Source organism: Pseudomonas sp. 14P_5.3_Bac1, from assembly GCF_025466135.1.
GTDB lineage: Bacteria > Pseudomonadota > Gammaproteobacteria > Pseudomonadales > Pseudomonadaceae > Aquipseudomonas.
This window is the reverse complement of the sequence record NZ_JANLOF010000075.1, coordinates 16,343-39,975: the sequence shown is the minus strand read 5'-3', so window position 1 is coordinate 39,975 and position 23,633 is coordinate 16,343. Positions and strand designations below refer to the sequence as shown.

General features: G+C 62.3%; 21 protein-coding genes. 15 read left to right on the top strand and 6 right to left on the bottom strand.

The window, feature by feature from the left end; genetic code table 11:
• Positions 1-23: 23 nt before the first annotated feature.
• The gene (gene bkdR, locus NTD89_RS19795; RefSeq protein WP_078743488.1) at positions 24-512 is read right to left on the bottom strand and encodes a Bkd operon transcriptional regulator BkdR; all 489 of its coding nucleotides are present in this window, start codon (positions 510-512) and stop codon (positions 24-26) included.
• Between the two features lie 195 nt (positions 513-707).
• Here bkdR and NTD89_RS19790 point away from each other — a divergent pair, with 195 nt between their 5' ends.
• From NTD89_RS19790 to NTD89_RS19770, 5 genes are all read left to right on the top strand, one after another.
• On the top strand, positions 708-1,943 hold the full coding sequence (locus NTD89_RS19790; protein ID WP_262209235.1) for a 3-methyl-2-oxobutanoate dehydrogenase (2-methylpropanoyl-transferring) subunit alpha: 1,236 nt from the start codon (positions 708-710) through the stop codon (positions 1,941-1,943).
• 2 nt (positions 1,944-1,945) lie between these two features.
• Positions 1,946-3,004 carry an alpha-ketoacid dehydrogenase subunit beta gene (locus NTD89_RS19785; RefSeq protein ID WP_016974130.1) on the top strand — a complete coding sequence of 353 codons (1,059 nt, stop codon included), beginning with the start codon at positions 1,946-1,948 and terminating at the stop codon, positions 3,002-3,004.
• Complete coding sequence (locus NTD89_RS19780; protein ID WP_262209233.1) at positions 3,005-4,276, top strand: dihydrolipoamide acetyltransferase family protein; 1,272 nt, start codon at positions 3,005-3,007, stop codon at positions 4,274-4,276.
• A 3-nt stretch (positions 4,277-4,279) separates the two neighbouring features.
• On the top strand, positions 4,280-5,659 hold the full coding sequence (lpdA, locus tag NTD89_RS19775; RefSeq protein WP_262209231.1) for a dihydrolipoyl dehydrogenase: 1,380 nt from the start codon (positions 4,280-4,282) through the stop codon (positions 5,657-5,659).
• 225 nt (positions 5,660-5,884) lie between these two features.
• On the top strand, positions 5,885-6,904 hold the full coding sequence (locus NTD89_RS19770) for a branched-chain amino acid aminotransferase (protein ID WP_242199289.1): 1,020 nt from the start codon (positions 5,885-5,887) through the stop codon (positions 6,902-6,904).
• 137 nt (positions 6,905-7,041) lie between these two features.
• Here the strand turns inward: NTD89_RS19770 and NTD89_RS19765 are convergent, their stop codons facing one another.
• The 5 genes from NTD89_RS19765 to NTD89_RS19745 form a co-directional block, all read right to left on the bottom strand.
• Complete coding sequence (locus tag NTD89_RS19765; protein WP_145163723.1) at positions 7,042-7,935, bottom strand: GNAT family acetyltransferase; 894 nt, start codon at positions 7,933-7,935, stop codon at positions 7,042-7,044.
• A gap of 236 nt (positions 7,936-8,171) precedes the next feature.
• Positions 8,172-9,005: a TIGR03915 family putative DNA repair protein gene (locus tag NTD89_RS19760; RefSeq protein WP_262209229.1), complete on the bottom strand. Its 834-nt coding sequence runs from the start codon at positions 9,003-9,005 to the stop codon at positions 8,172-8,174.
• Positions 9,002-10,222, bottom strand: a complete 1,221-nt coding sequence (locus NTD89_RS19755; RefSeq protein ID WP_106578883.1) for a putative DNA modification/repair radical SAM protein — start codon at positions 10,220-10,222, stop codon at positions 9,002-9,004. Before NTD89_RS19755 ends, NTD89_RS19760 begins: the two co-directional genes overlap by 4 nt.
• Before the next feature lie 81 nt (positions 10,223-10,303).
• The gene (locus tag NTD89_RS19750) at positions 10,304-11,641 is read right to left on the bottom strand and encodes a lysine N(6)-hydroxylase/L-ornithine N(5)-oxygenase family protein (RefSeq protein WP_106578884.1); all 1,338 of its coding nucleotides are present in this window, start codon (positions 11,639-11,641) and stop codon (positions 10,304-10,306) included.
• A gap of 119 nt (positions 11,642-11,760) precedes the next feature.
• Complete coding sequence (locus NTD89_RS19745; protein WP_145163719.1) at positions 11,761-12,243, bottom strand: sigma-70 family RNA polymerase sigma factor; 483 nt, start codon at positions 12,241-12,243, stop codon at positions 11,761-11,763.
• 259 nt (positions 12,244-12,502) lie between these two features.
• Between NTD89_RS19745 and NTD89_RS19740 the strand changes: the two genes are divergently transcribed.
• The 10 genes from NTD89_RS19740 (at position 12,503) to NTD89_RS19695 (ending at position 23,624) form a co-directional block, all read left to right on the top strand.
• Positions 12,503-13,675 (top strand): efflux RND transporter periplasmic adaptor subunit, encoded by a 1,173-nt coding sequence (locus NTD89_RS19740; protein WP_262209225.1) that lies wholly within the window; start codon positions 12,503-12,505, stop codon positions 13,673-13,675.
• The gene (locus NTD89_RS19735) at positions 13,659-15,650 is read left to right on the top strand and encodes a MacB family efflux pump subunit (RefSeq protein ID WP_145163715.1); all 1,992 of its coding nucleotides are present in this window, start codon (positions 13,659-13,661) and stop codon (positions 15,648-15,650) included. Before NTD89_RS19740 ends, NTD89_RS19735 begins: the two co-directional genes overlap by 17 nt.
• Positions 15,643-17,055 (top strand): efflux transporter outer membrane subunit, encoded by a 1,413-nt coding sequence (locus NTD89_RS19730; protein ID WP_262209223.1) that lies wholly within the window; start codon positions 15,643-15,645, stop codon positions 17,053-17,055. The genes NTD89_RS19735 and NTD89_RS19730 overlap by 8 nt, the downstream gene beginning before the upstream one ends.
• Positions 17,056-17,161: 106 nt before the next feature.
• Positions 17,162-17,923: an alpha/beta hydrolase gene (locus tag NTD89_RS19725; RefSeq protein WP_262209221.1), complete on the top strand. Its 762-nt coding sequence runs from the start codon at positions 17,162-17,164 to the stop codon at positions 17,921-17,923.
• 109 nt (positions 17,924-18,032) lie between these two features.
• Entirely contained in the window at positions 18,033-18,800 is a 768-nt protein-coding gene (locus NTD89_RS19720) for a FadR/GntR family transcriptional regulator (protein ID WP_242199274.1), read from the top strand.
• A gap of 239 nt (positions 18,801-19,039) precedes the next feature.
• Positions 19,040-20,242 carry an ABC transporter substrate-binding protein gene (locus tag NTD89_RS19715; RefSeq protein WP_262209220.1) on the top strand — a complete coding sequence of 401 codons (1,203 nt, stop codon included), beginning with the start codon at positions 19,040-19,042 and terminating at the stop codon, positions 20,240-20,242.
• Between the two features lie 68 nt (positions 20,243-20,310).
• Positions 20,311-21,171 (top strand): branched-chain amino acid ABC transporter permease, encoded by an 861-nt coding sequence (locus NTD89_RS19710; protein ID WP_015884776.1) that lies wholly within the window; start codon positions 20,311-20,313, stop codon positions 21,169-21,171.
• Position 21,172: 1 nt separating this feature from the next.
• Positions 21,173-22,183, top strand: a complete 1,011-nt coding sequence (locus NTD89_RS19705; protein ID WP_145163705.1) for a branched-chain amino acid ABC transporter permease — start codon at positions 21,173-21,175, stop codon at positions 22,181-22,183.
• Complete coding sequence (locus NTD89_RS19700) at positions 22,180-22,929, top strand: ABC transporter ATP-binding protein (RefSeq protein WP_145163703.1); 750 nt, start codon at positions 22,180-22,182, stop codon at positions 22,927-22,929. The genes NTD89_RS19705 and NTD89_RS19700 overlap by 4 nt, the downstream gene beginning before the upstream one ends.
• The gene (locus NTD89_RS19695; protein WP_262209218.1) at positions 22,929-23,624 is read left to right on the top strand and encodes an ABC transporter ATP-binding protein; all 696 of its coding nucleotides are present in this window, start codon (positions 22,929-22,931) and stop codon (positions 23,622-23,624) included. Before NTD89_RS19700 ends, NTD89_RS19695 begins: the two co-directional genes overlap by 1 nt.
• Positions 23,625-23,633 lie beyond the last annotated feature (9 nt).

The following is a 23,633-nucleotide window of genomic DNA, read 5'->3' as shown; positions in this document are numbered from 1 at the left end:
CTTTTACAGCGGCGTGGCTGAGGTTATGTGCCGAGGTTGATGCCATTGGCGGGTAAAGGCAGCGCGGTCTTGTAGCGCACTTGCTTGAGCGCAAAGCTTGAGCGGATATTCGCGACGCCGGGCACTTTGGTCAGAAAGTCCATCATGAAGCGCTCCAGCGACTGGATCGTCGGCACCAGCACGCGGATCAGGTAGTCCGGGTCGCCGGCCATCAGGTAACACTCCATCACTTCCGGGCGGTCCGAGATCGCGCCTTCGAACTGCTGCAACGCCAGCTCGTTCTGCTTTTCCAGGCTCACATGAATAAACACGTTGACATGCAGCCCGAGCAAATCGGCATCGAGCAGCGTGACCTGGTCACGAATCAACCCCAGCTCCTCCATCGCCTTCACCCGGTTGAAACACGGTGTGGGTGACAGGTTGACCGAGCGGGCGAGGTCGGCGTTCGTGATGCGCGCGTTCTCCTGCAGGGCGTTGAGAATGCCGATATCGGTACGGTCCAGTTTGCGCATGAGACAAAATCACCTGCTTATTATGTTTATGCAGTTTTTTTATCCGCAAATGATCACGAGCGCAACGAAACAGAGATAAATATTCTTCTACGCCACGCCTATGATTGTTGTAGGACAAGATTTCTCCTACCCGGAGACGGACTGTCAGCTAGCGCGCCCACTACAAGAAATTCACAAGATAGAGCGTAGAAAGCCATGACCCAGCAGTACGAACCACTGCGCCTGCACGTGCCCGAACCCTCGGGCCGCCCAGGCTGCAAGACCGACTTTACCTACCTGCGTCTGACCGACGCCGGCCTGGTGCGCAAACCCGCCATCGACGTAGAACCCGCCGACACCGCCGACCTGGCCAAGGGCCTGATTCGCGTGCTCGACGACCAGGGCCAGGCCCTTGGCCCGTGGGCCGAGGGCATTCCCGTCGAGATCCTGCGCAAAGGCATGCGCGCCATGCTCAAGACGCGGATCTTCGACAACCGCATGGTGGTCGCCCAGCGCCAGAAAAAAATGTCGTTCTACATGCAAAGCCTTGGCGAAGAAGCCATCGGCAGCGCTCAGGCCCTGGCCTTGAACATCGACGACATGTGCTTCCCCACCTATCGCCAGCAAAGCATCCTGATGGCGCGCGAAGTGCCGCTGGTGGACCTGATCTGCCAACTGCTGTCCAACGAGCGCGACCCGCTCAAGGGCCGTCAGTTGCCCATCATGTACTCGGTCAAGGACGCTGGCTTCTTTACTATTTCCGGCAACCTCGCCACCCAATTCGTACAAGGTGTGGGCTGGGGCATGGCCTCGGCGATCAAGGGCGACACCAAAATTGCCTCGGCCTGGATCGGCGACGGCGCCACCGCCGAATCCGACTTCCACACCGCCCTCACCTTCGCCCACGTCTACCGTGCGCCAGTGATTCTCAACGTGGTCAACAACCAGTGGGCCATTTCCACCTTCCAGGCCATTGCTGGCGGTGAAGCCACCACCTTCGCCGGACGCGGCGTCGGTTGCGGTATCGCTTCCCTGCGCGTGGACGGCAACGACTTTATCGCGGTGTATGCCGCCTCCGCCTGGGCGGCCGAGCGTGCGCGCCGCAACCTCGGGCCAACGCTGATCGAGTGGGTCACCTACCGCGCCGGCCCGCACTCGACCTCCGATGATCCTTCCAAATACCGTCCCGCCGACGACTGGAGCCACTTCCCGCTGGGCGACCCGATTGCCCGCCTCAAACAGCACTTGATCAAGATTGGCCAGTGGTCCGAAGAGGAACACGCGGCGGTCAGTGCCGAACTTGAGGCCGAAGTGATCAAGGCGCAAAAAGAAGCCGAACAGTACGGCACCCTGGCCGGTGGCCAGATTCCAAGCGCCGCGACCATGTTCGAAGACGTTTATAAAGAGATGCCGGAGCACTTGAAGCGCCAGCGTCAAGAGTTGGGGATCTGACCATGAACGATCACAACAACAGTATCGAAGTGGAAACCGCCATGACCACCACCACCATGACCATGATCCAGGCCTTGCGCTCGGCCATGGATGTGATGCTTGAGCGTGACGATAACGTGGTGGTGTTCGGCCAGGACGTCGGTTACTTCGGCGGCGTGTTCCGTTGCACCGAAGGCTTGCAGAACAAGTACGGCAGCTCGCGGGTATTCGACGCGCCGATCTCCGAAAGCGGCATCGTAGGTGTGGCGGTGGGCATGGGGGCCTACGGGCTGCGCCCGGTGGCAGAAATCCAGTTCGCCGACTACGTCTACCCCGCGACCGACCAGATCATCTCCGAAGCTGCACGCCTGCGTTATCGCTCGGCCGGCCAGTTCACTGCGCCGCTGACCATGCGCATGCCCTGCGGCGGCGGCATCTACGGCGGCCAGACCCACAGCCAGAGCATCGAAGCGGTGTTCACCCAGGTCTGCGGCCTGCGCACGGTGATGCCGTCCAACCCGTATGACGCCAAAGGCCTGCTGATTGCCTCGATCGAAAACGACGACCCGGTGATCTTCCTCGAGCCCAAACGCCTGTACAACGGCCCGTTCGACGGCCACCACGACCGCCCGGTAACGCCGTGGTCGAAACACCCGCAAGCGCAAGTCCCGGACGGGTACTACACCGTGCCACTGGACGTGGCCGCCATCGTGCGTCCAGGCTCGGCCGTCACCGTGCTGACCTACGGCACCACCGTGTATGTGTCGCAAGTGGCCGCCGAAGAAACCGGCATCGACGCCGAGGTTATCGACCTGCGCAGCCTGTGGCCGCTGGATTTGGAAACCATCGTCAAGTCGGTGAAAAAGACCGGCCGTTGCGTGGTGGTGCACGAAGCCACCCGCACCTGCGGTTTTGGTGCCGAGCTGGTGTCGCTGGTGCAAGAGCATTGCTTCCATCACCTGGAAGCGCCGATCGAACGCGTCACCGGCTGGGACACCCCCTACCCGCACGCGCAGGAGTGGGCGTATTTCCCAGGGCCGTCCCGCGTGGGCGCGGCGTTGAAACGGGTCATGGAGGTCTGAATGGGCACGCACGTTATCAAGATGCCGGACATTGGCGAAGGCATCGCAGAAGTTGAACTGTCGGTATGGCACGTGAAAGTCGGCGACCTGGTGGTTGAAGACCAGGTGCTGGCGGATGTGATGACCGATAAGGCGATGGTGGACATTCCCTCGCCGGTGCACGGCAAAGTGATTTCCCTCGGCGGCGAGCCGGGTGAAGTCATGGCCGTGGGCAGTATTTTGATCAGCATTGAAGTGGAAGGCGCGGGTAACGCCAAGGATGTACCGGCGGTGGCTGCACCGGCTGACGCTGCACCTGCACCCGCACCTGCGCCGGTTGCTGAAGCCAAACCCGCGCCAGCGCCAAGCAAGCCTGCGCCCGTGGTTGCGGCTCAAGCACCTGTGGCCCGGGAAGCTGACGAACGCCCATTGGCCTCGCCTGCCGTGCGTAAACATGCCTTGGATGCTGGCATCCAGCTACGCCTGGTGCAGGGCTCTGGTCCGGCCGGCCGGATTCTGCACGAAGATTTGGAGGCTTTCTTGCTCCAGCGTCCGGCGCAAAATAAAGCCGTTGCCAACCCCTACGCCGAACGCACCGACGAAGAACAAATCCCGGTGATCGGCATGCGCCGCAAGATTGCCCAGCGCATGCAGGACGCCACCCGGCGCGCCGCGCATTTCAGCTATGTGGAAGAAATCGACGTCACCGCCCTCGACGAGTTGCGCGTGCACCTCAACGAGAAGCACGGTGCCACGCGCGGCAAGCTGACCCTGCTGCCGTTTATCGTGCGCGCCATGGTCGTGGCGTTGCGCGATTTTCCGCAGATCAACGCGCGGTATGACGACGAAGCCCAAGTCATCACCCGCCTTGGCGCGGTGCATGTGGGCGTCGCCACCCAGAGCGACGTCGGCCTGATGGTGCCAGTGGTGCGTCACGCCGAAGCGCGCAGCCTGTGGGGCAACGCCGAGGAAATCGCGCGTTTGGCCATCGCCGCACGCAATGGCAAGGCCAGTCGTGACGAGCTGTCGGGTTCGACGATCACCCTGACCAGCCTGGGCGCGCTGGGCGGTATCGTCAGCACGCCGGTGCTGAACCTGCCGGAAGTGGCCATCGTCGGCGTCAACCGCATCGTCGAGCGGCCGATGGTGATCAAGGGCCAGATCGTGATTCGCAAGATGATGAACCTCTCCAGCTCCTTTGATCACCGCGTGGTCGACGGCATGGACGCGGCGCAATTCATCCAGGCCATTCGCGGCCTGCTCGAACAACCCGCCAGCCTGTTTTTGGAGTAAGGCATGTCTCAGACATTACACACCACGCTGCTGATCATCGGTGGCGGCCCTGGCGGCTACGTGGCGGCGATTCGCGCTGGCCAGTTGGGCATCCCGACCATTCTGGTCGAAGGCCAGGCGTTGGGCGGCACTTGCCTGAACATCGGCTGCATTCCGTCCAAAGCCTTGATTCACGTGGCTGAGCAATTTCAGCAAACCGTGCACCACAGTCAGGGTTCGCAGTTGGGCATCGAAGTCGACGTGCCGACGCTGGATATCCGCAAGAGCGTGGAATGGAAAGACGGCATTGTCGATCGCCTGACCACGGGCGTCGCCGCGCTGCTGAAAAAGCACAAAGTGCAGGTGATTCACGGCTGGGCCAAGGTGGTCGACGGCAAGACCATCGACGTCGGTGACCAGCGTATCCACTGCGAACACCTGCTGCTGGCCACCGGCTCGAAGAGCGTCAACCTGCCGATGCTGCCGATTGGCGGGCCGATCATCTCCTCCACCGAAGCCCTGGCGCCCACGCATGTGCCCAAGCGCCTGATTGTGGTGGGTGGCGGCTATATCGGTCTGGAGCTGGGCATTGCCTACTGCAAGCTCGGCGCCGAGGTCAGTGTGGTCGAGGCGCAGGAACATATCCTGCCCGCCTACGACGCCGAGCTGACATTGCCGGTGGCCGAATCCCTCAAGCAACTGGGCATGAAGCTGTACCTCAAGCACAGCGTCACCGGTTTTGAGAACCAGTGCCTGCAAGTGCGCGATCCAAATGGCGACACCTTGTCGCTGGAAACCGATCAGGTGCTGGTGGCTGTGGGTCGCAAACCCAATACCCAGGGCTGGAACCTTGAAGCGCTGAACCTGGACATGAACGGTTCGGCAATCAGGATCGACAGCCGTTGCCAGACCAGCATGCGCAATGTCTGGGCGATCGGCGACCTGAGCGGCGAGCCGATGCTGGCCCACCGCGCCATGGCTCAGGGCGAGATGGTGGCCGAACTGATCAGCGGTAAATCCCGCGAGTTCAACCCGGCGGCGATCCCGGCCGTGTGCTTTACCGACCCGGAACTGGTGGTGGTCGGCAAGACCCCGGATGAAGCCAAGGCCGCGGGCCTGGACTGCATCGTGTCGAGCTTCCCGTTTGCGGCCAATGGCCGGGCGATGACACTGGAGTCGAAAACCGGCTTTGTGCGTGTGGTCGCGCGGCGTGACAACCACCTGATCGTGGGCTGGCAAGCGGTTGGCGTGGGCGTCTCCGAGCTGTCCACCGCCTTCGGCCTGAGCCTGGAAATGGGCGCGCGTCTGGAAGATGTGGCCGGCACCATCCATGCCCACCCGACGCTCGGCGAAGCTGTACAAGAGGCGGCTTTAAGAGCCTTGGGCCACGCGCTGCACCTGTAAATCCGCGGTGAGGCTATCGCGGGCAAGCCCGGCTCCCACAGGGGAATGCATTCCAAATGTGGGAGCTGGCTTGCCTGCGATAACGGTGGATCAGCCCACACACATGCTGAACGGCCCACCCACCTGCTCCTACACCGGCCAATAATGCAGTATTGTTGCGCCCATCCAGAAAAAAACCGACAAGCCTGCCTTCGACCAGGCGGTTGACCAGAGATAGAGGGTGTCATGGGTAACGAAAGCATCAATTGGGACAAGCTGGGTTTTGACTACATCAAGACCGACAAGCGGTTTCTCCAGGTCTGGAAAAACGGCGAATGGCAAGAAGGCACCCTGACCGACGACAACGTGCTGCACATCAGCGAGGGCTCCACCGCCCTGCACTATGGCCAGCAATGCTTTGAAGGCCTCAAGGCCTATCGTTGCAAGGACGGTTCGATCAACCTGTTCCGCCCTGACCAGAATGCCGCGCGCATGCAGCGCAGCTGTGCACGCCTGCTGATGCCGCACGTGTCGACCGAAGACTTCATCGAAGCGTGCAAACAAGTGGTCAAGGCCAACGAGCGGTTCATCCCGCCGTACGGCAGCGGCGGCGCGCTGTACCTGCGCCCGTTCGTGATCGGTACCGGTGACAACATCGGCGTGCGTACCGCGCCGGAGTTCATCTTCTCGGTCTTCGCGATCCCGGTCGGCGCCTACTTCAAAGGCGGCCTGGTGCCGCACAACTTCCAAATCTCCACTTTCGACCGCGCCGCCCCACAAGGCACCGGCGCCGCCAAAGTGGGTGGCAACTACGCTGCCAGCCTGATGCCGGGTGCCGAAGCGAAAAAATCCGGTTTCGCCGACGCGATCTACCTGGACCCGATGACCCATTCGAAGATCGAAGAAGTCGGCTCGGCCAACTTCTTCGGGATCACCCACGACAACCAGTTCATCACGCCGAAGTCGCCTTCGGTGCTGCCAGGCATTACCCGCCTGTCGCTGATCGAGCTGGCCCAGTCGCGCCTGGGCCTGAAAGTGGTTGAGGGCGAAGTGTTCATCGACAAACTGGATCAGTTCAAGGAAGCCGGTGCCTGCGGCACAGCCGCCGTGATCTCGCCGATCGGCGGCATCCAGTACAACGGCAAGCTGCACGTGTTCCACAGCGAAACCGAAGTCGGCCCGATCACCCAGCGGCTCTACAAAGAGCTGACCGGCGTGCAAACCGGCGACGTCGAGGCGCCAGAAGGCTGGATCGTCAAGGTCTAAGCCCAAAAGCCAGCAACACCACAAAACCCATGTGGGAGCTGGCTTGCCTGCGATAGTGGTCTATCAGTGACTGAATAAGTTGACTGATAGACCGCCATCGCGGGCAAGCCCGCTCCCACATTTGCGCTACGGTGTTTTCAGGATTGCGGCGGGATATTCACGGCGACCTTCTTGCCCATACTGATCCTCGGCTCCACCCCATACCCCAGCGCCTCATAAAACCCCACCACCGCATCATTGCCGCCAGTAATCTGCAAATTGATCTTCATGCACCCCAGTGCAGTCAGCGCCTGTTCGGCATACCGCACCAACGAAGCCCCCAGGCCCTGCCGGCGATAATCGCTGTGTACCGCCACCGAATACAGCCAACCACGATGCCCGTCGTAACCGGCCAGAATGCTGCCGATCACAGCCTTTTTATCCGTGGCCACAAAAAACAGCCCATCGTTGACCGCCAGCTTCTTATCAATCGCCAATGTCGGCAGGTTGTGCGCGGTGTCGTACCCGAACGCCTGCTGCCACAAAGCCACCACTTGCGCACGGTGCTGACGGTCGCGATACGGCCCGATGGGGTGGCGGGATAACAGTGCTTTCTCCATCACCAGCGTGCGCTCGTTACCGTGGTAGACGTCGCGCACGGTGTGGAAACCCATCTTGGTGTAGAACGGCTCGGCGGTCAGCGAAGACGGCACGCTCAAGACCGTCACCCCGGCCTCTCGCGCACGCAGTTCGATCTCAATCATCAGCAACCGGCCAATGCCCTGCCCCTGCAATGCCGGGTTGACGAATACCGAGCGCACCACATTGGCATCCAGCGCCGCAGTGGCGACGATCACCTGCCCCTGCACCGCCACCAGCACAACCCGACGCTGGAGCAAGGCCAGCACGGCGTCAGGGGTAAAATTGCTCGCCACGCGAGCGATCACATCCGCCGGGTAATCCCGCGCATTGCTGCTGTGTAAGGCCGCCAGGATGACCTGGCTGATCCCCTCGGCATCGGCTGCCTGGGCGAGACGAACGGCGGTAGACATGATTGCTCCTGGCTGAAAACAGATTTCATTAGCACCGCCATACTAATGTGGGAGCTGGGTTGCCTGCGATAGCGATCTATCTGTTAGTACAGTTGGCACTGATACACGGCCATCGCCGGCAAGCCAGCGCCCACGAAATCAACAGTGGGAGGGAGCTTGCTCCCGATAAGGGCGTGTCTGGCGATGCATTCGGTGACTGACACACCGCTATCGGGAACCCGCCCTCTCTCGCATTTTTAACCGTGCCCGCTGGAGATACGCTTGCCCGGCTTGGTCCCAATCAGCTTTGCCTGCCCATCGCGCTGCTTGCCCGTCCGCGCCTCGCTGATCAACCCCGGAATCAACTTGCCCTCCGGCAGGTTCTTCCAGAATCGACTGGGCAAATGCCCTTCCATCACCTTGGGGTTCAAGCGCGCCGGGTTGAAGATATGGCTGTAGTAAGTCAGCCACATGGCGCTGTGAGGGTCTTCGACCTTTTGCGCCAGTTGCTGCCAGGCTTCGGGGCATTCACGTTGATGAATCAACTGCTGACCGTCGTAATACACCCCATCCAGCGGCGTGGCGATCATCCAGCGATGGCGGCCCATGCGCCCGATGAAGTGCTGACTGGCTGATTTCAATATGTCATGGGCCGGCTCATGCCAGGCCACGTACTCCGGCAACTCTGGCCCGGCCTCCGGGGGCAGCGCGATAAACCGCACAAATGCGTGCAGGTGATGAGCTTCGCGACTGACCTGCTTGATCCGCCGTTGCAACTCACTGCCCAGTTTGTCCCCGGCCAGCATGGCGGTACGGTCGCCATGGCTGACACGCCACAGCACTTCGTAGAGCAAGCTCCAACGCTGATCGCCGTGATAGCAGGCGGCCGACTCCAACAGCGCCAACAGCACCTTGGGAATTCGCGCCTGGAACGGCCCAAGCTGCGCAGGAATCGGCTCGTCAGTGGCAAACAGGTCCGCCACCTCGGCCTCGCCCCAGCTCACCTGACTGGGGTCGACCTGATGGCTGAGCAGCCAGCGCGCCTGTTCGCGCCAGGTGCTGAACAGGTTGTCGCATTCCAGGCTGATCATCCCCACAGCCCCATTTGCTGAGGCTGCGGGCGGTCGCGCAGTTGCTCGCGCAACAACACGCTGGTGGTGTCGGCCTGTTGTGGGTGGTAGTCGCTGGTGATGAAAAATGGCTTGGCCTTGGCCAGCACGCAGCGCATGCGCGCCAGGTCTTCAAAACGGATCTTGCGTTCGCGGCGCAGGTCCACCAGGCGCTGGGTGGTGCGCAAGCCGATGCCGGGGATGCGCGCAATCAACGTGGGTTCGGCGCGATTCAAGTCCAGCGGAAACACCTCGCGATGCTCCAGCGCCCAGGCCAGCTTGGGGTCGATGTCCAGCGCCAGGTGACCGGGGCCTTCAAACAGTTCGTTGGCGCTGAAACCGTAACTGCGCAACAGAAAGTCTGCCTGATACAAACGGTGCTCGCGCATCAGCGGCGGCGCGGCCAGGGGCACGCTTTTCGGGCTGTTGGGGATGGGGCTGAACGCCGAATAATAGACGCGGCGCAACTTGAAGTTGCCGTACAGCGCCTCGGCGCCGTGCAGGATGGTGCTGTCGTCGGTGTCATCGGCGCCGACGATCATCTGCGTGCTCTGCCCTGCCGGCGCGAAACGCGGCGCGCGCGGCTCGTTAAGCACGGTTTGTTCACCGGTGTAGATGGTTTGCATCGCCTGTTTGATCGAAACGATCTGCTTCTCCGGCGCCAGGGTTTGCAGGCTGGCATCGGTGGGCAACTCGATGTTCACGCTGAGCCGATCGGCATAGCGCCCGGCTTCGGCGATCAGCGCAGGGTCGGCTTCGGGAATGGTCTTGAGGTGGATATAGCCGCGAAAGTCATGCTCTTCGCGCAACAGCTTGGCGACCCTGACCAGTTGCTCCATGGTGTAGTCGGCCGAGCGAATGATGCCGGAACTGAGAAACAGCCCGCTGACGCAATTGCGCCGGTAGAAATCCAGGGTCAGGGTGACCACCTCCTCCGGGCTGAAACGCGCACGGGGCACATCACTGGAGCGGCGGTTGACGCAGTATTGGCAGTCGTAAAGACAGAAATTGGTCAGCAACACCTTGAGCAACGACACGCAACGGCCGTCCGGGGTGTAACTGTGGCAGATGCCCATGCCGTCGGTGGAACCCAGCCCGGCCTTGCCCTCGGAACTGCGCTTGGGCGCGCCACTGCTGGCGCAGGAAGCATCGTACTTGGCGGCGTCGGCGAGGATACTGAGTTTTTCGATCAACTGCATGGAGAGCTACCGATACTGGTTTTTTGTACAGTACCAGTAGCTCAACCTTGGCGCCAGTGCCGTCTGTAGGACTGTGCTCGATCAGCTCGCAGTTGCAAGAAGCAGGTCCTGCACCGAGCGTGCTTTGCCCCGATGGCGATCGTTTTCATACAACGACGCCGCGATCTCATCCGCCCGAATCGGCAGTACCGACAGCAAGGTATCGCTCAAGCCATGACTGGCCTGGCTGAAGCCCTGGATATAGATGCCGGCCTTGCAGCGCTCGTCGGTGACGATGCGGTAGTCGCGCGCTACCTCGAAGTCGCCCATATAGGCTTCCAGCGGCGCGAGCAGTTCGCGGTGCATCTGGCGCTCGTAACCGGTGGCCAGGATCACCGCGTCGTAATGGCTGACGCTGGTTTCGCCGCTGGCGTTGTTGCGCAAGGACAGTTCGATGCCCAGCGGACTGGCGCTGGCTTTCTCGACCACGGTCATGGTGCGGAACGCCTGGCGGGCGACACCGGAGACTTTCTGGCGATAAAAAATGCCGTAGATGCGCTCGATCAGGTCCAGGTCAACCACCGAATAGTTGGTGTTCTGGTACTCGGCCACCAGGCGTTCGCGCTCGGCGCCGACCTGCTGGAACACCAGGTCGGTAAACGCCGGTGAGAACACTTCGTTGACGAACGGGCTGTCGTCGGCGGGCTTGAGCGCCGAACCGCGCAGGATCATGTCGACCTGCACCGACGGGAAACTGTCGTTCAAGTCGATAAAGGCTTCAGCCGCGCTTTGCCCACCGCCGATGATCGCAATGCGCATCGCCTTGCCTTCAACACACGGCTGCTGGGCCATGCGTGCCAGGTATTGGGAGTGGTGGAACACGCGGCCATCATCCTTGAGAGCCTTGAACGCTTCAGGCACACGCGGCGTGCCACCGGCACTGACCACCACCGAACGGGTGGTGCGCACATGCTGTTCGCCCAGCGCGTCACGGGAGATCACGCGCAGTGCTTCAACGTGTTGCTGTTGCAGGATCGGCTCGATGGCCAGCACTTCCTCGCCGTAGCGCGCCTGGGCCTGGAACTGCCCCGCGACCCAGCGCAGGTAGTCGTTGTACTCCATGCGGCACGGGTAAAACGTGCCCAGGTTGATGAAGTCCACCAGACGGTCGTGGGCCTTGAGGTAGTTGACGAAGGAATAGGGGCTGGTGGGGTTGCGCAAGGTCACTAGGTCCTTGAGGAACGAAATCTGCAGCTCGCTCTGGGTCACCAGGGTATTGCCGTGCCAACGGTAATCGGCCTGTTTGTCGAGAAACAGCACGTCCAGTTTGCCCTGGGCTTTTTCGCGCTCCTGCAGGGCGATGGCCAACGCCAGGTTCGAAGGGCCGAAACCGATACCGATCAGGTCGTGAACCGCGGGCGAAGCAATTGCCTGTGTCATTCCAGTGTCCTCTGGATAAGCCCCTTGGCGGTGGGGCGGGAATACCTTCAAGACCTGCACAACAGGTCATGTGTTGATAGGAAACGAGGACAGTGAAATAAAATTTAACTGATCATTGATCAGTGCGCGTCCCACTCGCGCATGCGCACCCGGCAATGCTTCATGGCGTTGACGATGTGTTTTTCCACCAGGCTGCGGGAAATACTCAGGCGTTCGGCGATTTGCGGGTGGGACAGGCCGTCGAGTTTGCGCAGCAGGAAGCTGTCACGGCACGTGGCCGGCAGCTCGGCCAGGGCACGCTCGAGCATTTCCAGGCGCTGGTCCTGATCGTGGCAGGCATGCGGCGAACTGGTGGCGAAACGCTCTTCGGTATCCAGTACGTCCAGGGGTTCGGACTGGCGCAAGGCGTTACGCCGATGACCGTCGATTACCAGGTTCAGCGCGGTGCGGTACAAAAACGCACGCGGTTGTTCGATCGGCGTGTCACTGGAGCGCTCCAGCACTCGGACATAAGCGTCATGCACCACATCCTCGGCCACCTGACGGTTGCCCAGCTTGGCGTTGAGGAAACACACCAGCTCGCGATAGTAGTTTTCCACCATGACTCCCGGCCGTCAGGGGCGACGGCATCAAATCCTTGAGTACTAAAAAAGAAGACAGGCCATGGATGATGGCAGTTTGAGTGCGTGCAATTTATAGTAATTCTCATCTACTTTTAAAGAAGTCTTGCATCAATGCGCGAGTTTTTTATTCCATAGAGCTGTTTCCGTGTATGTAAACGCCTAAATCTGCGAGCAATTTTCTCGTATAACACTCAGCCCCCCGCAACTGCGGCCCTCACTTCCTGGCTGGAACCAACGCATGAAACGCCCTCGCCCCGCTCGACGCGCCCTGCTCGCTGTCGCGTGCCTGATCCCCCTCCTTGCGGTGGCCGCCTGGCAGGTGCTGCCGCCCGGCCGCGATACGCTGTCCACTGTCACCGTCACCCGCGGCAATATTGAAAACAGCGTCACGGCGCTGGGTACGCTGCAACCGCGCCGGTATGTCGACGTCGGCGCCCAGGCGTCCGGGCAGATCCGCGAGATTCATGTCGAGGCCGGGGATCAGGTCAAGGAAGGCCAGTTGCTGGTGGAAATCGACCCTTCCACGCAACAAGCCAAACTCGACGCCAGCCGCTATTCCATCGAAAACCTCAAGGCCCAGCTGCAGGAACAGAAGGCCCAGCACGAACTCGCGCGCCAGAAATACCAGCGTCAACAGCGCCTGGCCGCCGGCAACGCCACCCGCGAGGAAGACGTGCAAACCGCCAAGGCCGAACTGAGTGCCACCCAGGCCCGGGTCGAGATGTTCCAGGCACAGATCCGCCAGGCCCAGGCCAGCCTGCGCAGCGATGAGGCGGAATTGGGCTATACCCGCATCTACGCGCCCATGAGCGGCACCGTGGTGGCGGTGGACGCACGGGTCGGCCAGACCCTCAACGCCCAGCAACAGACGCCGCTGATCCTGCGCATCGCCAAGTTATCGCCGATGACCGTGTGGGCCGAAGTCTCCGAAGCCGACATAGGTCACGTCAAACCGGGCATGACCGCCTATTTCACCACCCTCGCCGGTGGCAGCCGACGCTGGACCAGCACCGTGCGCCAGATCTTGCCGATACCGCCCAAGCCGCTGAATGAAACCAGCCAGGGCAGTGGCAGTCCCAGCAGCGCCAGCAAAAGCGGCAGTGGCCGCGTGGTGCTCTACACCGTGCTGCTGGATGTGGACAACGCCGACAATGCACTGATGGCCGAAATGACCACCCAGGTGTTTTTCGTTGCCAGTCAGGTCAAGGACGTACTCACCGCCCCCGTGGCGGCCTTGCTGGGCAGCCACGGCCCCGACCGGCCGTTCGCGCGGGTGGTGGCCAAAAACGGCGACATCGAGGAGCGCCCGGTGCGCCTGGGTATCAGCGACCGCCTGCGGGTCGAAGTGCTTGAGGGCTTGAACGAAGGCGATCACCTGCTGATCGGCCCGGTCGATGGCAACGGGGGTTGACTTGACCACGCCGCTGATCGAACTCAAGAACATCCGTAAATCCTACGGCGGCGGCGACAGCCCGCAGGTCGACGTATTGCGCGGGATCGACCTGTCGATCCATGCCGGGGAATTCGTCGCTATCGTCGGCGCGTCGGGCTCCGGCAAATCCACGCTGATGAACATTCTCGGCTGCCTTGATCGCCCCACCGAGGGCGACTATCTGTTCGCCGGCGAAAACGTCGCGCACCTGGACAGCGACGAACTGGCCTGGCTGCGCCGCGAAGCCTTTGGTTTCGTGTTCCAGGGCTACCACCTGATCCCGTCGGGCTCGGCTCAGGAAAACGTCGAAATGCCGGCGATCTATGCCGGCATCAGCGCCGCCGAACGGCACGCCCGCGCCAAGGCGCTGCTGACCCGCCTGGGCCTGGCCGACCGCACCGGCAACCGCCCGCACCAGCTCTCCGGTGGCCAGCAACAACGCGTGTCCATTGCCCGCGCCCTGATGAACGGCGGGCATATCATCCTCGCCGACGAACCCACCGGCGCCCTCGACAGCCACAGCGGCGCCGAGGTGATGGCGCTGCTGGATGAACTGGCGGGCCAGGGCCACGTGGTCATTCTGATTACCCACGACCGCGAAGTGGCGGCGCGTGCCAACCGCATCATCGAGATCCGTGATGGCCTGATCATCAGTGACTCGGCAACCCGCGATACCCACGTGCCCGCCACCGCCCACAGCGGCGCGCTGCAAGCCGTGGACCTGCGCCAGCGCCTGGCCGACGGTGCCGAACACAACGGTGCCTGGAAAGCCGAACTGGTGGACGCCGTGCAAGCGGCCTGGCGGGTGATGTGGATCAACCGCTTCCGCACCGCGCTGACACTGCTGGGCATCATCATCGGCGTGGCGTCGGTGGTGGTGATGCTGGCGGTGGGCGAAGGCAGCAAGCGCCAGGTCATGGCGCAGATGGGCGCGTTCGGCTCCAACATCATCTACCTGAGTGGTTCCTCGCCCAACCCGCGCACGCCGCTGGGCATCGTCACCCTCAACGATGTCGCGGCCCTGGCGGCGCTGCCCCAGGTCAAGCGCATCATGCCGGTCAATGGCAGCGACGCGGGTGTACGCTTCGGCAATCTGGATTACCTGGCCTACGTGGGTGGCAACGACGTCAACTTCCCGGAGATCTTCAACTGGCCGGTGGTCGAGGGCAGCTACTTCACCGAGGCTGACGAGCGCGCCGGGGCCACCGTCGCAGTGATCGGCCACCGTATCCGCGAGAAGCTGTTCAAGAACGTCGCCACACCGATCGGCCAATACATCCTGATCGAGAACGTGCCTTTCCAGGTCATCGGTGTGCTGGCTGAAAAAGGCTCCAGTTCCGGCAACAAAGACAGCGATGACCGTGTCGCCATTCCCTACACCGCCGCCAGCGTGCGTCTGTTCGGCACCTACAACCCCGAATACGTGGCGATTGCCGCCGCCGATGCGCGCAAGGTGCATGAGGCCGAACTGGCCATCGACCAGTTGATGCTCAAGCTGCACAACGGCAAGCGCGACTACCAGTTGACCAATAACGCGGCAATGATCCAGGCCGAGGCGCGCACGCAGAACACCTTGTCGTTGATGCTCGGCTCGATTGCCGCGATTTCCCTGCTGGTGGGCGGTATCGGCGTGATGAACATCATGCTGATGACCGTGCGCGAGCGGACGCGCGAGATTGGTATCCGCATGGCCACCGGTGCGCGCCAGCGCGACATCCTGCGCCAGTTCCTCACCGAGGCGGTGATGCTTTCGGTGGTCGGCGGGCTGTTCGGCATCGCTCTGGCGCTGCTGGTCGGCGGCGTGCTGGTGCTGGCCGAGGTGGCGGTGCAATTTTCCTTGTTGGCGGTGTTTGGCGCGTTTGGCTGTGCGTTGGTCACCGGTGTCGTATTCGGCTTTATGCCGGCCCGTAAAGCTGCCCGGCTCGATCCGGTTAAGGCGTTGACCAGTGAATAAACGATGCATTCCACCGCACCTGTCCGTGCTCAGCCTGTGCCTGTTGCTCAACGCCTGCACCGACCACCCGCCCCAGGTCGACAGCGGCATCGCGCCGCCCGCCGCGTGGCAATACGCCGAGCGACAGGCCACGCAAGCGACCAACCAGCGTTGGTGGACGCAATTTGGCAGCCCGCAACTCAACCGCCTGATCGACCAGGCCCGGCGCGACAGCTATGACGTGGCGGCCGCCATGGCGCGCGTGCGCCAGGCCCAGGCCAGCGCGGTGATTGCCGGTGCGCCGTTGTTGCCCGAGGTGAATTTCAACCTCTCCGCCAGCCGCGAAAAGCTGCTGCGCGGCAGCGGCAATTCTTCCCTGGACGCTACAGAAAGTAATAAAACCGTCGACAGCTTCGACGCCGACCTCACCGCCAGCTACGAAGTGGATTTCTGGGGCGGCCGTGCTGCCGCCCGTGACAGTGCCCTGCAGAGCCTGCGTGCCAGTGAGTTCGACCAGGCCACTGTGGAGCTGACGCTGCTCAGCAACGTCGCCGACCGCTATGCGCAAACCCTTGCCGCGCGCCAGCGCCAACAGATCGCCGAGCTCAACCTGGCGAATGCGCGCAATGTGCTCGACCTGGTCCAGACCCGCTACGACGCCGGCTCGGCCACAGCCCTGGAACTGGCGCAACAGAAGAGTCTGGTGGCGAGCCAGCAACGGCAACTGCCGCTGATTCAGCAAGTGGCCGAAGAATCGCTGATCACCCTCGCCGCCCTCCTCGGCCAGCCCGTGCAAGCGTTGAACCTGGGCGCCGAGTCGTTCCAGGCGCTGACCTGGCCGACCATTGGCCCGGGCGTGCCCAGCCAACTGCTGAGCCGCCGCCCCGACCTGGCCCAGGCCGAAGCGCAGCTTGCGGCGGCCAGTGCCGATGTCACGGTGGCCCGTGCGGCGATGCTGCCCACGGTGACCTTGGGCGCCACGCTGGGCTCGGGGTCCTACAAGGCCGAGGAACTCCTGCGCAGCCCGTACTACAACCTGACCTCGGGCCTGGTGGCGCCGATCTTCAACAATGGCCGTTTAAGCGCCGAACGCGACAAGGCCCGCGCCCGTCAGGATGAGCTGCTGCAGACTTATCGCGGCGCCATCATCAACGGCTTTGCCGACGTGGAAAAGTCCCTGAGCAACATCACGCGCCTGGATCAGCAGCGCGATTGGCAAAGCGAAGAACTGCAACAGGCCCAGACCGCCTTCCGGATCGCCGAAAGCCGTTACCAGGCCGGTGCGGAAGACTTGCTGACGGTGCTCGAAACCCAACGCACACTGTACGCGGCGCAGGACTTAACTGTGCAACTGCGGTTATCGCGTCTTCAAGCCAGCATTGCGCTGTACAAGGCATTGGGTGGCGGGTGGAACGCCGGTTTCTGATAACGAAACTCCGTTGTCCTACACAAACCGTTTAACAAACCTACATTCTTTGACCCGAGGTCCTTGGTAAAAAAGCCGTCTTCAAACGGCTGCCCGGACCCTCTAGATGAAACCCAGCGTTGTTGTAAAAAGCCTGACGTGCGCCTGCCTCTGGCTGATGGCAAGCCGGGCTTTTGCCGAGCCTCTGATCGCGCCCACGGCGATCGACTGGCTGCTGGATTGTCCCTTCCCCGCCTTTGAACGGCCGGACCCTGAGGTGCTGGAGCGCACCCAATGCGGCAGCGTCAGCGTGCCCCGTGACCACGCCGCGCCCAAGCGTGGCACTGTGCGCCTGGCCCTGACCCGTGTCGGCGCCCGGCAACCGCTGAGCCGCGAGGGTGTGGTGTTCATTCAGGCCGGCGAGCCGCAAAAGGGCCAGGGCGCAACCTTCGTCCTCAAACTGGTCAGCCGCTGGGAGTCCTACGCCACGGCGGCCTATCGCACCCTGACCAACCGTTATGACGTGATCGAACTGAGCCCCCGCGACCTGAGCCAGGAAACCGGTGTGGAACAGGCCGCGCGCGATATGGAGTTTGTGCGCGAACAACTCGGCGAGGCCCGGCTCAACTTCCTCGGCAATGCCCAGGCCACCCGACTTGGCAGTCGGTACGCCGCGCTGTTTACCGAACGCGTAGCGCGCATGGTCTTGGTCAACGCCGGGCACGCGGAACCCGCCACCTCTGGCGTCGAGCAATTGTTGCTCAAGGAATCATCCCGACCCGACGCCGTCGCAGCCGGGTGCGTCAACCGCTGGGTCGCGGATTTTCTGGTCAACGGCCAACAGCCGCCTCCTTCCACGCGCTGTCTCGACCCCGGCCGCTGGGAATAATCACTGCGATTACGACCTCTTCGCGCCGAAAACGACACCCTGCGTTGACGCTCTCGACCAATCGTTATTAAGTGCTATTAATCCGCATTAATAGGATCAATAGACGCCCATGCTCAGCCGCCCGTTGCGACGCAAACGCCAGAAGCTCTCCGATGTGATTGTCGAGTCGGTCAAGCGGTCTATCGTCACCGATGCCTTGAAACCCGGCGACCGCCTGCCCACCGAGCGCGAGTTGATGGAAAGCTTCCAGTGTTCCAAAGGCTCGGCCCGTGAAGCGCTCAAAGCGCTGGAAGTGGAAGGCCTGGTGAGTACGCGCACCGGTCCCAGTGGCGGTGCGTATCTGAACCAGGCCGGCACCGAGCCCGCCAGCCGTGCGTTGCGCAACTACCTGCATTTTCAGCACCTGGACGGCGAGCAGGTGTACCAGCTGCGCAAGGTCATCGAAGTGGAACTGGCCGTGTCGGTGCTCGGACGCTTGAGCGAGGACGACTATCAGGCCCTGCAAGACAACGTGGATTTGTGCAGCGCGCCCGAGGACAGCGAGGCCGGCCAGCGCGAACAGCGCCTGGCGGAGCTGGAGTTCCACAACCTGCTGGCCAAGGCCTGCCCCAACCCGTTGCTGAGTTTCATGGCGCAGTTTCTCAACGATTTGCTGCGCGATCTGGTGGTGCTGAAAAAAGCCTACAAGCCCAAGCGCAAGCAGTTCGACGCCGCCAACCTCGACTATCACAAGCAGTTGCTGATTGCCTTTCGTGCCGGCGATGAACGTGCGGTGCGCAGCTTGATGCATGAACACATGTGCGACGCCGAACACCATATGACCGCCCTTGAAGGCGAGGTCAGCCCGCACTTTCTATTGGAGTTCGATCACTCTTAAAAACACCTCAGATCCACCTGTGCAAACCCAATCAAAGTGGGAGCTGGCTTGCCTGCGATGCAGGCACCTCGGTGGATCAGTTGAACTGAGTCGATGCTATCGCAGGCAAGCCAGCGCCCACCGTTGACCGAGTTAAACCCGTTGAAGCCAATCATCCAATAACAGGCCTGCCCACAGGCCCTTGCTCCACCGTATCGCCATTGCCGCTCCTGCCAATAACTAAACCAGGGAGTCACCCCATGCAGCGTCGTACGTTGTTGAAAGCCAGTCTTACCGCAGCCGCCGCCCTCAGCCTTCCGCTGGGCGTGCGTTCTGCATTCGCCGCCGAACCCTTCACCTTTTACGGCCTCAAGTCCATGTCTGGCGCCTTTGCCAGCTATGGCAAGTTTGCCGACATGGGTTCGCGGCTCGCGGTGGAACAACACCCCGAAATTCTCGGCCGCCCGCTCAACTACAAGGTCATCGACACCGAAGGCAACGCCGGCAAGGCGGTGCGCAAGGTCCAGGAGGCGATCCAGCAGGACGGCGCACGGTTCTTCCAGGGCTGCACGCTGTCGTCATCGGCCTTGGCGGTGGCCAAGGAAGTCAGCAAGGTCGGCGGCGTGTTCATGACCCCGGTGGGCGCCGATGAGGTGACCGGCAAGGACTGCAACAGTGCGACTTTCCGCTGGTCGGTGCCCACCTACGGCGCGATCCGCGAAACCCTGGTGCCGCTGATCAAGCTGCTGCCGGACGCCAAGCGCTGGTACACCATCACCCCGCAGTACGTGTTTGGCGAAGCCTTGCTCGAAGGCGCCAAAAACGTGCTCAAGGAAAACGGCCTGGAACACGTCGGCAACAGCTATCACTCTTTGCAGGAGCAGGAATTCTCCGGCTACCTGACCAACGCCATCGCCGCCAAACCCGACGTGCTGGTGCTGCTCAACTTCGGCAGCCAGTCATCCAACACCCTGCGCCAGGCGGTGAATTTCGGCATCAAGGAGCGCATGAAAGTGCTGCTGGTGTGGTCCGCCGGCCTCGATCAATTCCAGGAACTGGGCAGCGATGTGCTCGAAGGCGTGTACCTCGGCGCGCAGTACTGGCACCAGGTCGACAGCCCGCTCAACCGTGAACTGGTCAAGCTGACCCAGGCCAAATACAGCATCAACCCCACCTACCCGCTGGCCGCCGACTACATCAGCACCAAGGTCATGCTCGACACCATCATTGCCACCGGCAGCTTCGACGGGCCGACGGTAGCCAAGGCCATGCAGGGCCTGAGTTTTGAAGGCCCCACCGGTCAGGAATCGATCCGCGCCGGCGACCATCAGGTGATCAAGGATTACTACCTGATGATCGGCAAAGCCGCCGGCGACATGGCCGACAAGGACGACCTGGCCAAAGTGCTCAGTGCCGGCCAGTCGTTCCCGCCGGTGCAAGCCACGGGCTGCGTGCTCGGCTGATCCGCTAAACCATCACCGGTTGTACACGACAGGGCCGCCCGCGCGGCCACCTGTCCGAGGGTTCCTGCATGCTTAACCTTTACCTGTTCCAGATCCTCAACGGCCTTGGGCTGGGGATGATCTACTTTCTGATCGCGGTCGGGCTGACAATCATTTTCGGTCTGCTCAACTTCGTCAACTTCGCCCACGGCGCGTTCTTCCTGCTGGGCGCCTACATCTGCTACACCGCCGTGAGCCTCACCGGCAACTTCTGGCTGGCGCTGCTGATCGCGCCGCTGGTGGTGGCCGCGCTGGCCTGGGTGATCGAGCGACTGTTGATCCAGCGCATTTATCACTTGCCGCACATGTTCCAGATCCTGGTGACGCTGGGTATCGCGCTGATCATCCAGGAAGCCAGCGTGATGATCTGGGGCCCGGTGGGCAAAAGCGTCGCCGTGCCGGAACTGCTGCGCGGCGTGCTGGTGGTCGGCGACTTCGTCTACCCCTACTACCGCCTGTTTCTCATTGTGTTTTCCGGGCTGGTCGGCCTGGGTTTGTGGCTGCTGCTGGAGCGCACACGCTTCGGCGCCCTGGTGCGCGCCGGCAGTGAAAGCACCGAGACCGTGTCGCTGCTGGGCACCAATATCTTCCGCCTGTTCTCGATGACCTTCGCCCTCGGCGTAGCCCTGGCCGGCGTCGCCGGCGTGCTGTTTGCGCCCTTGCGCGGCGCCCAGCCCTTCGTCGGCCCGGAGATTCTCGGCGTGGCGTTCGTGGTGGTGGTGATCGGCGGCATGGGCTCGTTCAGTGGTGCGCTGGTCGGCGGTCTGCTGGTGGGCGTGGTGCAAAGCCTGATGACCACACTTTGGCCCCAAGGCGCGAGCCTGATGATCTACGGCGCGATGGCCGTGGTGATTCTGGTGCGCCCTTACGGCCTGTTTGGGAGAGCCTGACATGAGCGAGAAAAATCCCCTGCCGTTTGCCAAGACCCAGTCAAAAGCGATGTTGCTGTGGGTACTGGCGGTACTGATCGGTTTGCCGTTGATATTGCCTTCGGCGACCCTGGCCACCGAGATCCTGATCTTTGCCATGGCCGCCCTGGCCTGCAACCTGCTGCTGGGCTACACCGGGCTGTTGTCGTTCGGCCAAGGCATCTTTTTCGGGGCCGGCGCCTATTGCGCTGCACTGTTGATGATCCACCTGCAACTGGGCCTGTTCCCTGCCCTGCTCGGCGCCGCCGTGGCCGGCGGTTTCCTCGCGCTGCTGGTGGGCGCCCTGGCAATCCGGCGCACCGGCATCTACTTCGTGATGCTGACCCTGGCGTTCAGCCAGATGGCCTACTTCGTCGCCTACACCCTGAGCGACTGGACCGGCGGTGACAACGGCCTGCTCAGCGTGCCGCGCCCGGAAATCCGCCTCGGTGACACCGTGCTGCTGTCGCTGGCCGACGCCCGCGCGTTCTATGGCTTTGTCGCGGTGCTGTTCCTGTTGATCTTCATCGGCGCACGCCGGGTCATCGCCTCGCCGTTCGGCAGCACCTTGATGGCCATCCGCGAAAACGAAACCCGCGCCTCGGCCATCGGCTACGACACGCGCCACTTCAAGATCCTGGTGTTTGTGCTGTCCGGCGCCGTCACCGGCATCGCCGGGGCGCTGTACGCGATGTTGCTGCACTTTGTGCCGCTGTCGAACATCGACCTGGCGATGTCCGAAAACATCCTGATCATGACCATCGTCGGCGGCACCGGTTCGCTGTTCGGCTCGTTGCTGGGCGCCGGTTCCATCGTGCTGCTGGGCGACTTTCTCTCCGACCTGTGGCCGCGCTGGCTGATGCTGCTCGGCATCATCCTGATTCTGGTGGTGATCTTCATGCGCGGCGGTCTGTGGGGCGGGCTGTCGTCACTGTTCGAACGCGTACGCGGCAGCCGCAAGGCCGACGTTGTGACCAAGGAGAAGCTGTCATGAGCATCCTGCTGGAAACCCAGAACCTGGAACTGGCCTACGGTGCGTTCCACGCGGTGAACGGCGTCAACCTCAAGGTCGAAGCCGGCACCATCCACACCATCATCGGCCCCAACGGCGCCGGCAAGACCAGCCTGTTTCACTGCCTGACCGGCGAACGCCAGGCCACTGGAGGGGCAATTCATTTCGACGGCCAGAACCTGATGCGCAAACCCGCCCACGCCCGCGTCGGCCTGGGCATGGCGCGTTCGTTTCAGCTCACCAGCCTGTTCCAGAACCTCAGCGTGCGCGAGAACCTGCGCCTGGCCGCCCAGGGCCGCGACGGTGCGCGTGCGCTGAACTTCTGGCGCCGGGTCGACAGCAAGCGCGAGCACCTGGAGATGGCCGACCAGGTACTCGAACGCCTGCAACTCACGAGCCGCGCCGACACCCTGGCCGGTGAGCTGTCCCACGGCCAGCAGCGTGTGCTGGAAGTTGGCATGTCGATCTGCTCCAAGCCAAAACTGTTGATGCTCGACGAACCCACCTCGGGCATGGGCATCGATGACATCCCGATCATGACCCAGTTGATCAGCGACCTCGGCCGCGACCACACGGTGCTGTTGATCGAACACAACATGAGCATCGTCATGTCCATCAGCCAACGCATCACCGTGATGAGCCACGGGCAGATCCTGGTGGAAGGCACGCCGGAGTTCGTGCGCGCCGATGAACGTGTGCGCACTGCTTACCTGGGAGAGGCCGCCTGATGCTGATCGTCGAGAATATCCATTCCTACTACGACAAAAGCTACGTACTCGAAGGCGTGTCGCTGACCGTCAACCCCGGCGAGCTGGTGACCCTGCTGGGCCGCAATGGCGCCGGCAAGACCACCACGCTGCGCAGCATCCTCGGGATTATCTGCCCGCGCCAGGGCCAGATTCACTTCAATGGCCAGGCGCTGGTGGGCCAGAAGATCTTCGAAATCGCCCGCCAGGGCTTGGCGCTGGTGCCGGAAAACCGCGGGATTTTCCGCCTGCTGAGCGTCGAAGAAAACCTGCGCATCGCCGTGCGCAAGACCAGCCGCTGGCAGCTGGACGACGTGTACGGCATGTTCCCGCGCCTCAAGGAGCGGCGCAAAAACGCCGGCCATGCGTTATCCGGCGGTGAGCAACAGATGCTCGCCATCGCCCGCGCGCTGCTCAACGATCCCAAGCTGCTGATCCTCGATGAACCCACCGAAGGCCTCGCGCCGGTGATCGTCGACGAACTGGTGAAAATCCTGCGCAAGGTCAAGGACGACGGCCTGCCCGTGCTGCTGGTGGAACAGAACCTGATGGTCTGCGACAAGCTCGCCGACCGCCATTACGTGCTCGAACAGGGCCGCGTGGTGTACGAGGGCAGCGCCGCTGCCTTCCGCGCCGACCCAAGCATCAAGAACCGTTATTTGGCCCTGAGTGCCTGACCGGAGAGT

Excerpts from the sequence above, each read along its gene's own strand:
- bkdR (WP_078743488.1), bottom strand. The coding sequence starts at position 512 with ATGCGCAAACTGGACCGTACCGATATCGGCATTCTCAACGCCCTGCAG.
- NTD89_RS19790 (WP_262209235.1), top strand. The coding sequence starts at position 708 with ATGACCCAGCAGTACGAACCACTGCGCCTGCACGTGCCCGAACCCTCG.
- NTD89_RS19785 (WP_016974130.1), top strand. The coding sequence starts at position 1,946 with ATGAACGATCACAACAACAGTATCGAAGTGGAAACCGCCATGACCACC.
- NTD89_RS19780 (WP_262209233.1), top strand. The coding sequence starts at position 3,005 with ATGGGCACGCACGTTATCAAGATGCCGGACATTGGCGAAGGCATCGCA.
- lpdA (WP_262209231.1), top strand. The coding sequence starts at position 4,280 with ATGTCTCAGACATTACACACCACGCTGCTGATCATCGGTGGCGGCCCT.
- NTD89_RS19770 (WP_242199289.1), top strand. The coding sequence starts at position 5,885 with ATGGGTAACGAAAGCATCAATTGGGACAAGCTGGGTTTTGACTACATC.
- NTD89_RS19765 (WP_145163723.1), bottom strand. The coding sequence starts at position 7,935 with ATGTCTACCGCCGTTCGTCTCGCCCAGGCAGCCGATGCCGAGGGGATC.
- NTD89_RS19760 (WP_262209229.1), bottom strand. The coding sequence starts at position 9,005 with ATGATCAGCCTGGAATGCGACAACCTGTTCAGCACCTGGCGCGAACAG.
- NTD89_RS19755 (WP_106578883.1), bottom strand. The coding sequence starts at position 10,222 with ATGCAGTTGATCGAAAAACTCAGTATCCTCGCCGACGCCGCCAAGTAC.
- NTD89_RS19750 (WP_106578884.1), bottom strand. The coding sequence starts at position 11,641 with ATGACACAGGCAATTGCTTCGCCCGCGGTTCACGACCTGATCGGTATC.
- NTD89_RS19745 (WP_145163719.1), bottom strand. The coding sequence starts at position 12,243 with ATGGTGGAAAACTACTATCGCGAGCTGGTGTGTTTCCTCAACGCCAAG.
- NTD89_RS19740 (WP_262209225.1), top strand. The coding sequence starts at position 12,503 with ATGAAACGCCCTCGCCCCGCTCGACGCGCCCTGCTCGCTGTCGCGTGC.
- NTD89_RS19735 (WP_145163715.1), top strand. The coding sequence starts at position 13,659 with ATGGCAACGGGGGTTGACTTGACCACGCCGCTGATCGAACTCAAGAAC.
- NTD89_RS19725 (WP_262209221.1), top strand. The coding sequence starts at position 17,162 with ATGAAACCCAGCGTTGTTGTAAAAAGCCTGACGTGCGCCTGCCTCTGG.
- NTD89_RS19720 (WP_242199274.1), top strand. The coding sequence starts at position 18,033 with ATGCTCAGCCGCCCGTTGCGACGCAAACGCCAGAAGCTCTCCGATGTG.
- NTD89_RS19715 (WP_262209220.1), top strand. The coding sequence starts at position 19,040 with ATGCAGCGTCGTACGTTGTTGAAAGCCAGTCTTACCGCAGCCGCCGCC.
- NTD89_RS19710 (WP_015884776.1), top strand. The coding sequence starts at position 20,311 with ATGCTTAACCTTTACCTGTTCCAGATCCTCAACGGCCTTGGGCTGGGG.
- NTD89_RS19705 (WP_145163705.1), top strand. The coding sequence starts at position 21,173 with ATGAGCGAGAAAAATCCCCTGCCGTTTGCCAAGACCCAGTCAAAAGCG.
- NTD89_RS19700 (WP_145163703.1), top strand. The coding sequence starts at position 22,180 with ATGAGCATCCTGCTGGAAACCCAGAACCTGGAACTGGCCTACGGTGCG.
- NTD89_RS19695 (WP_262209218.1), top strand. The coding sequence starts at position 22,929 with ATGCTGATCGTCGAGAATATCCATTCCTACTACGACAAAAGCTACGTA.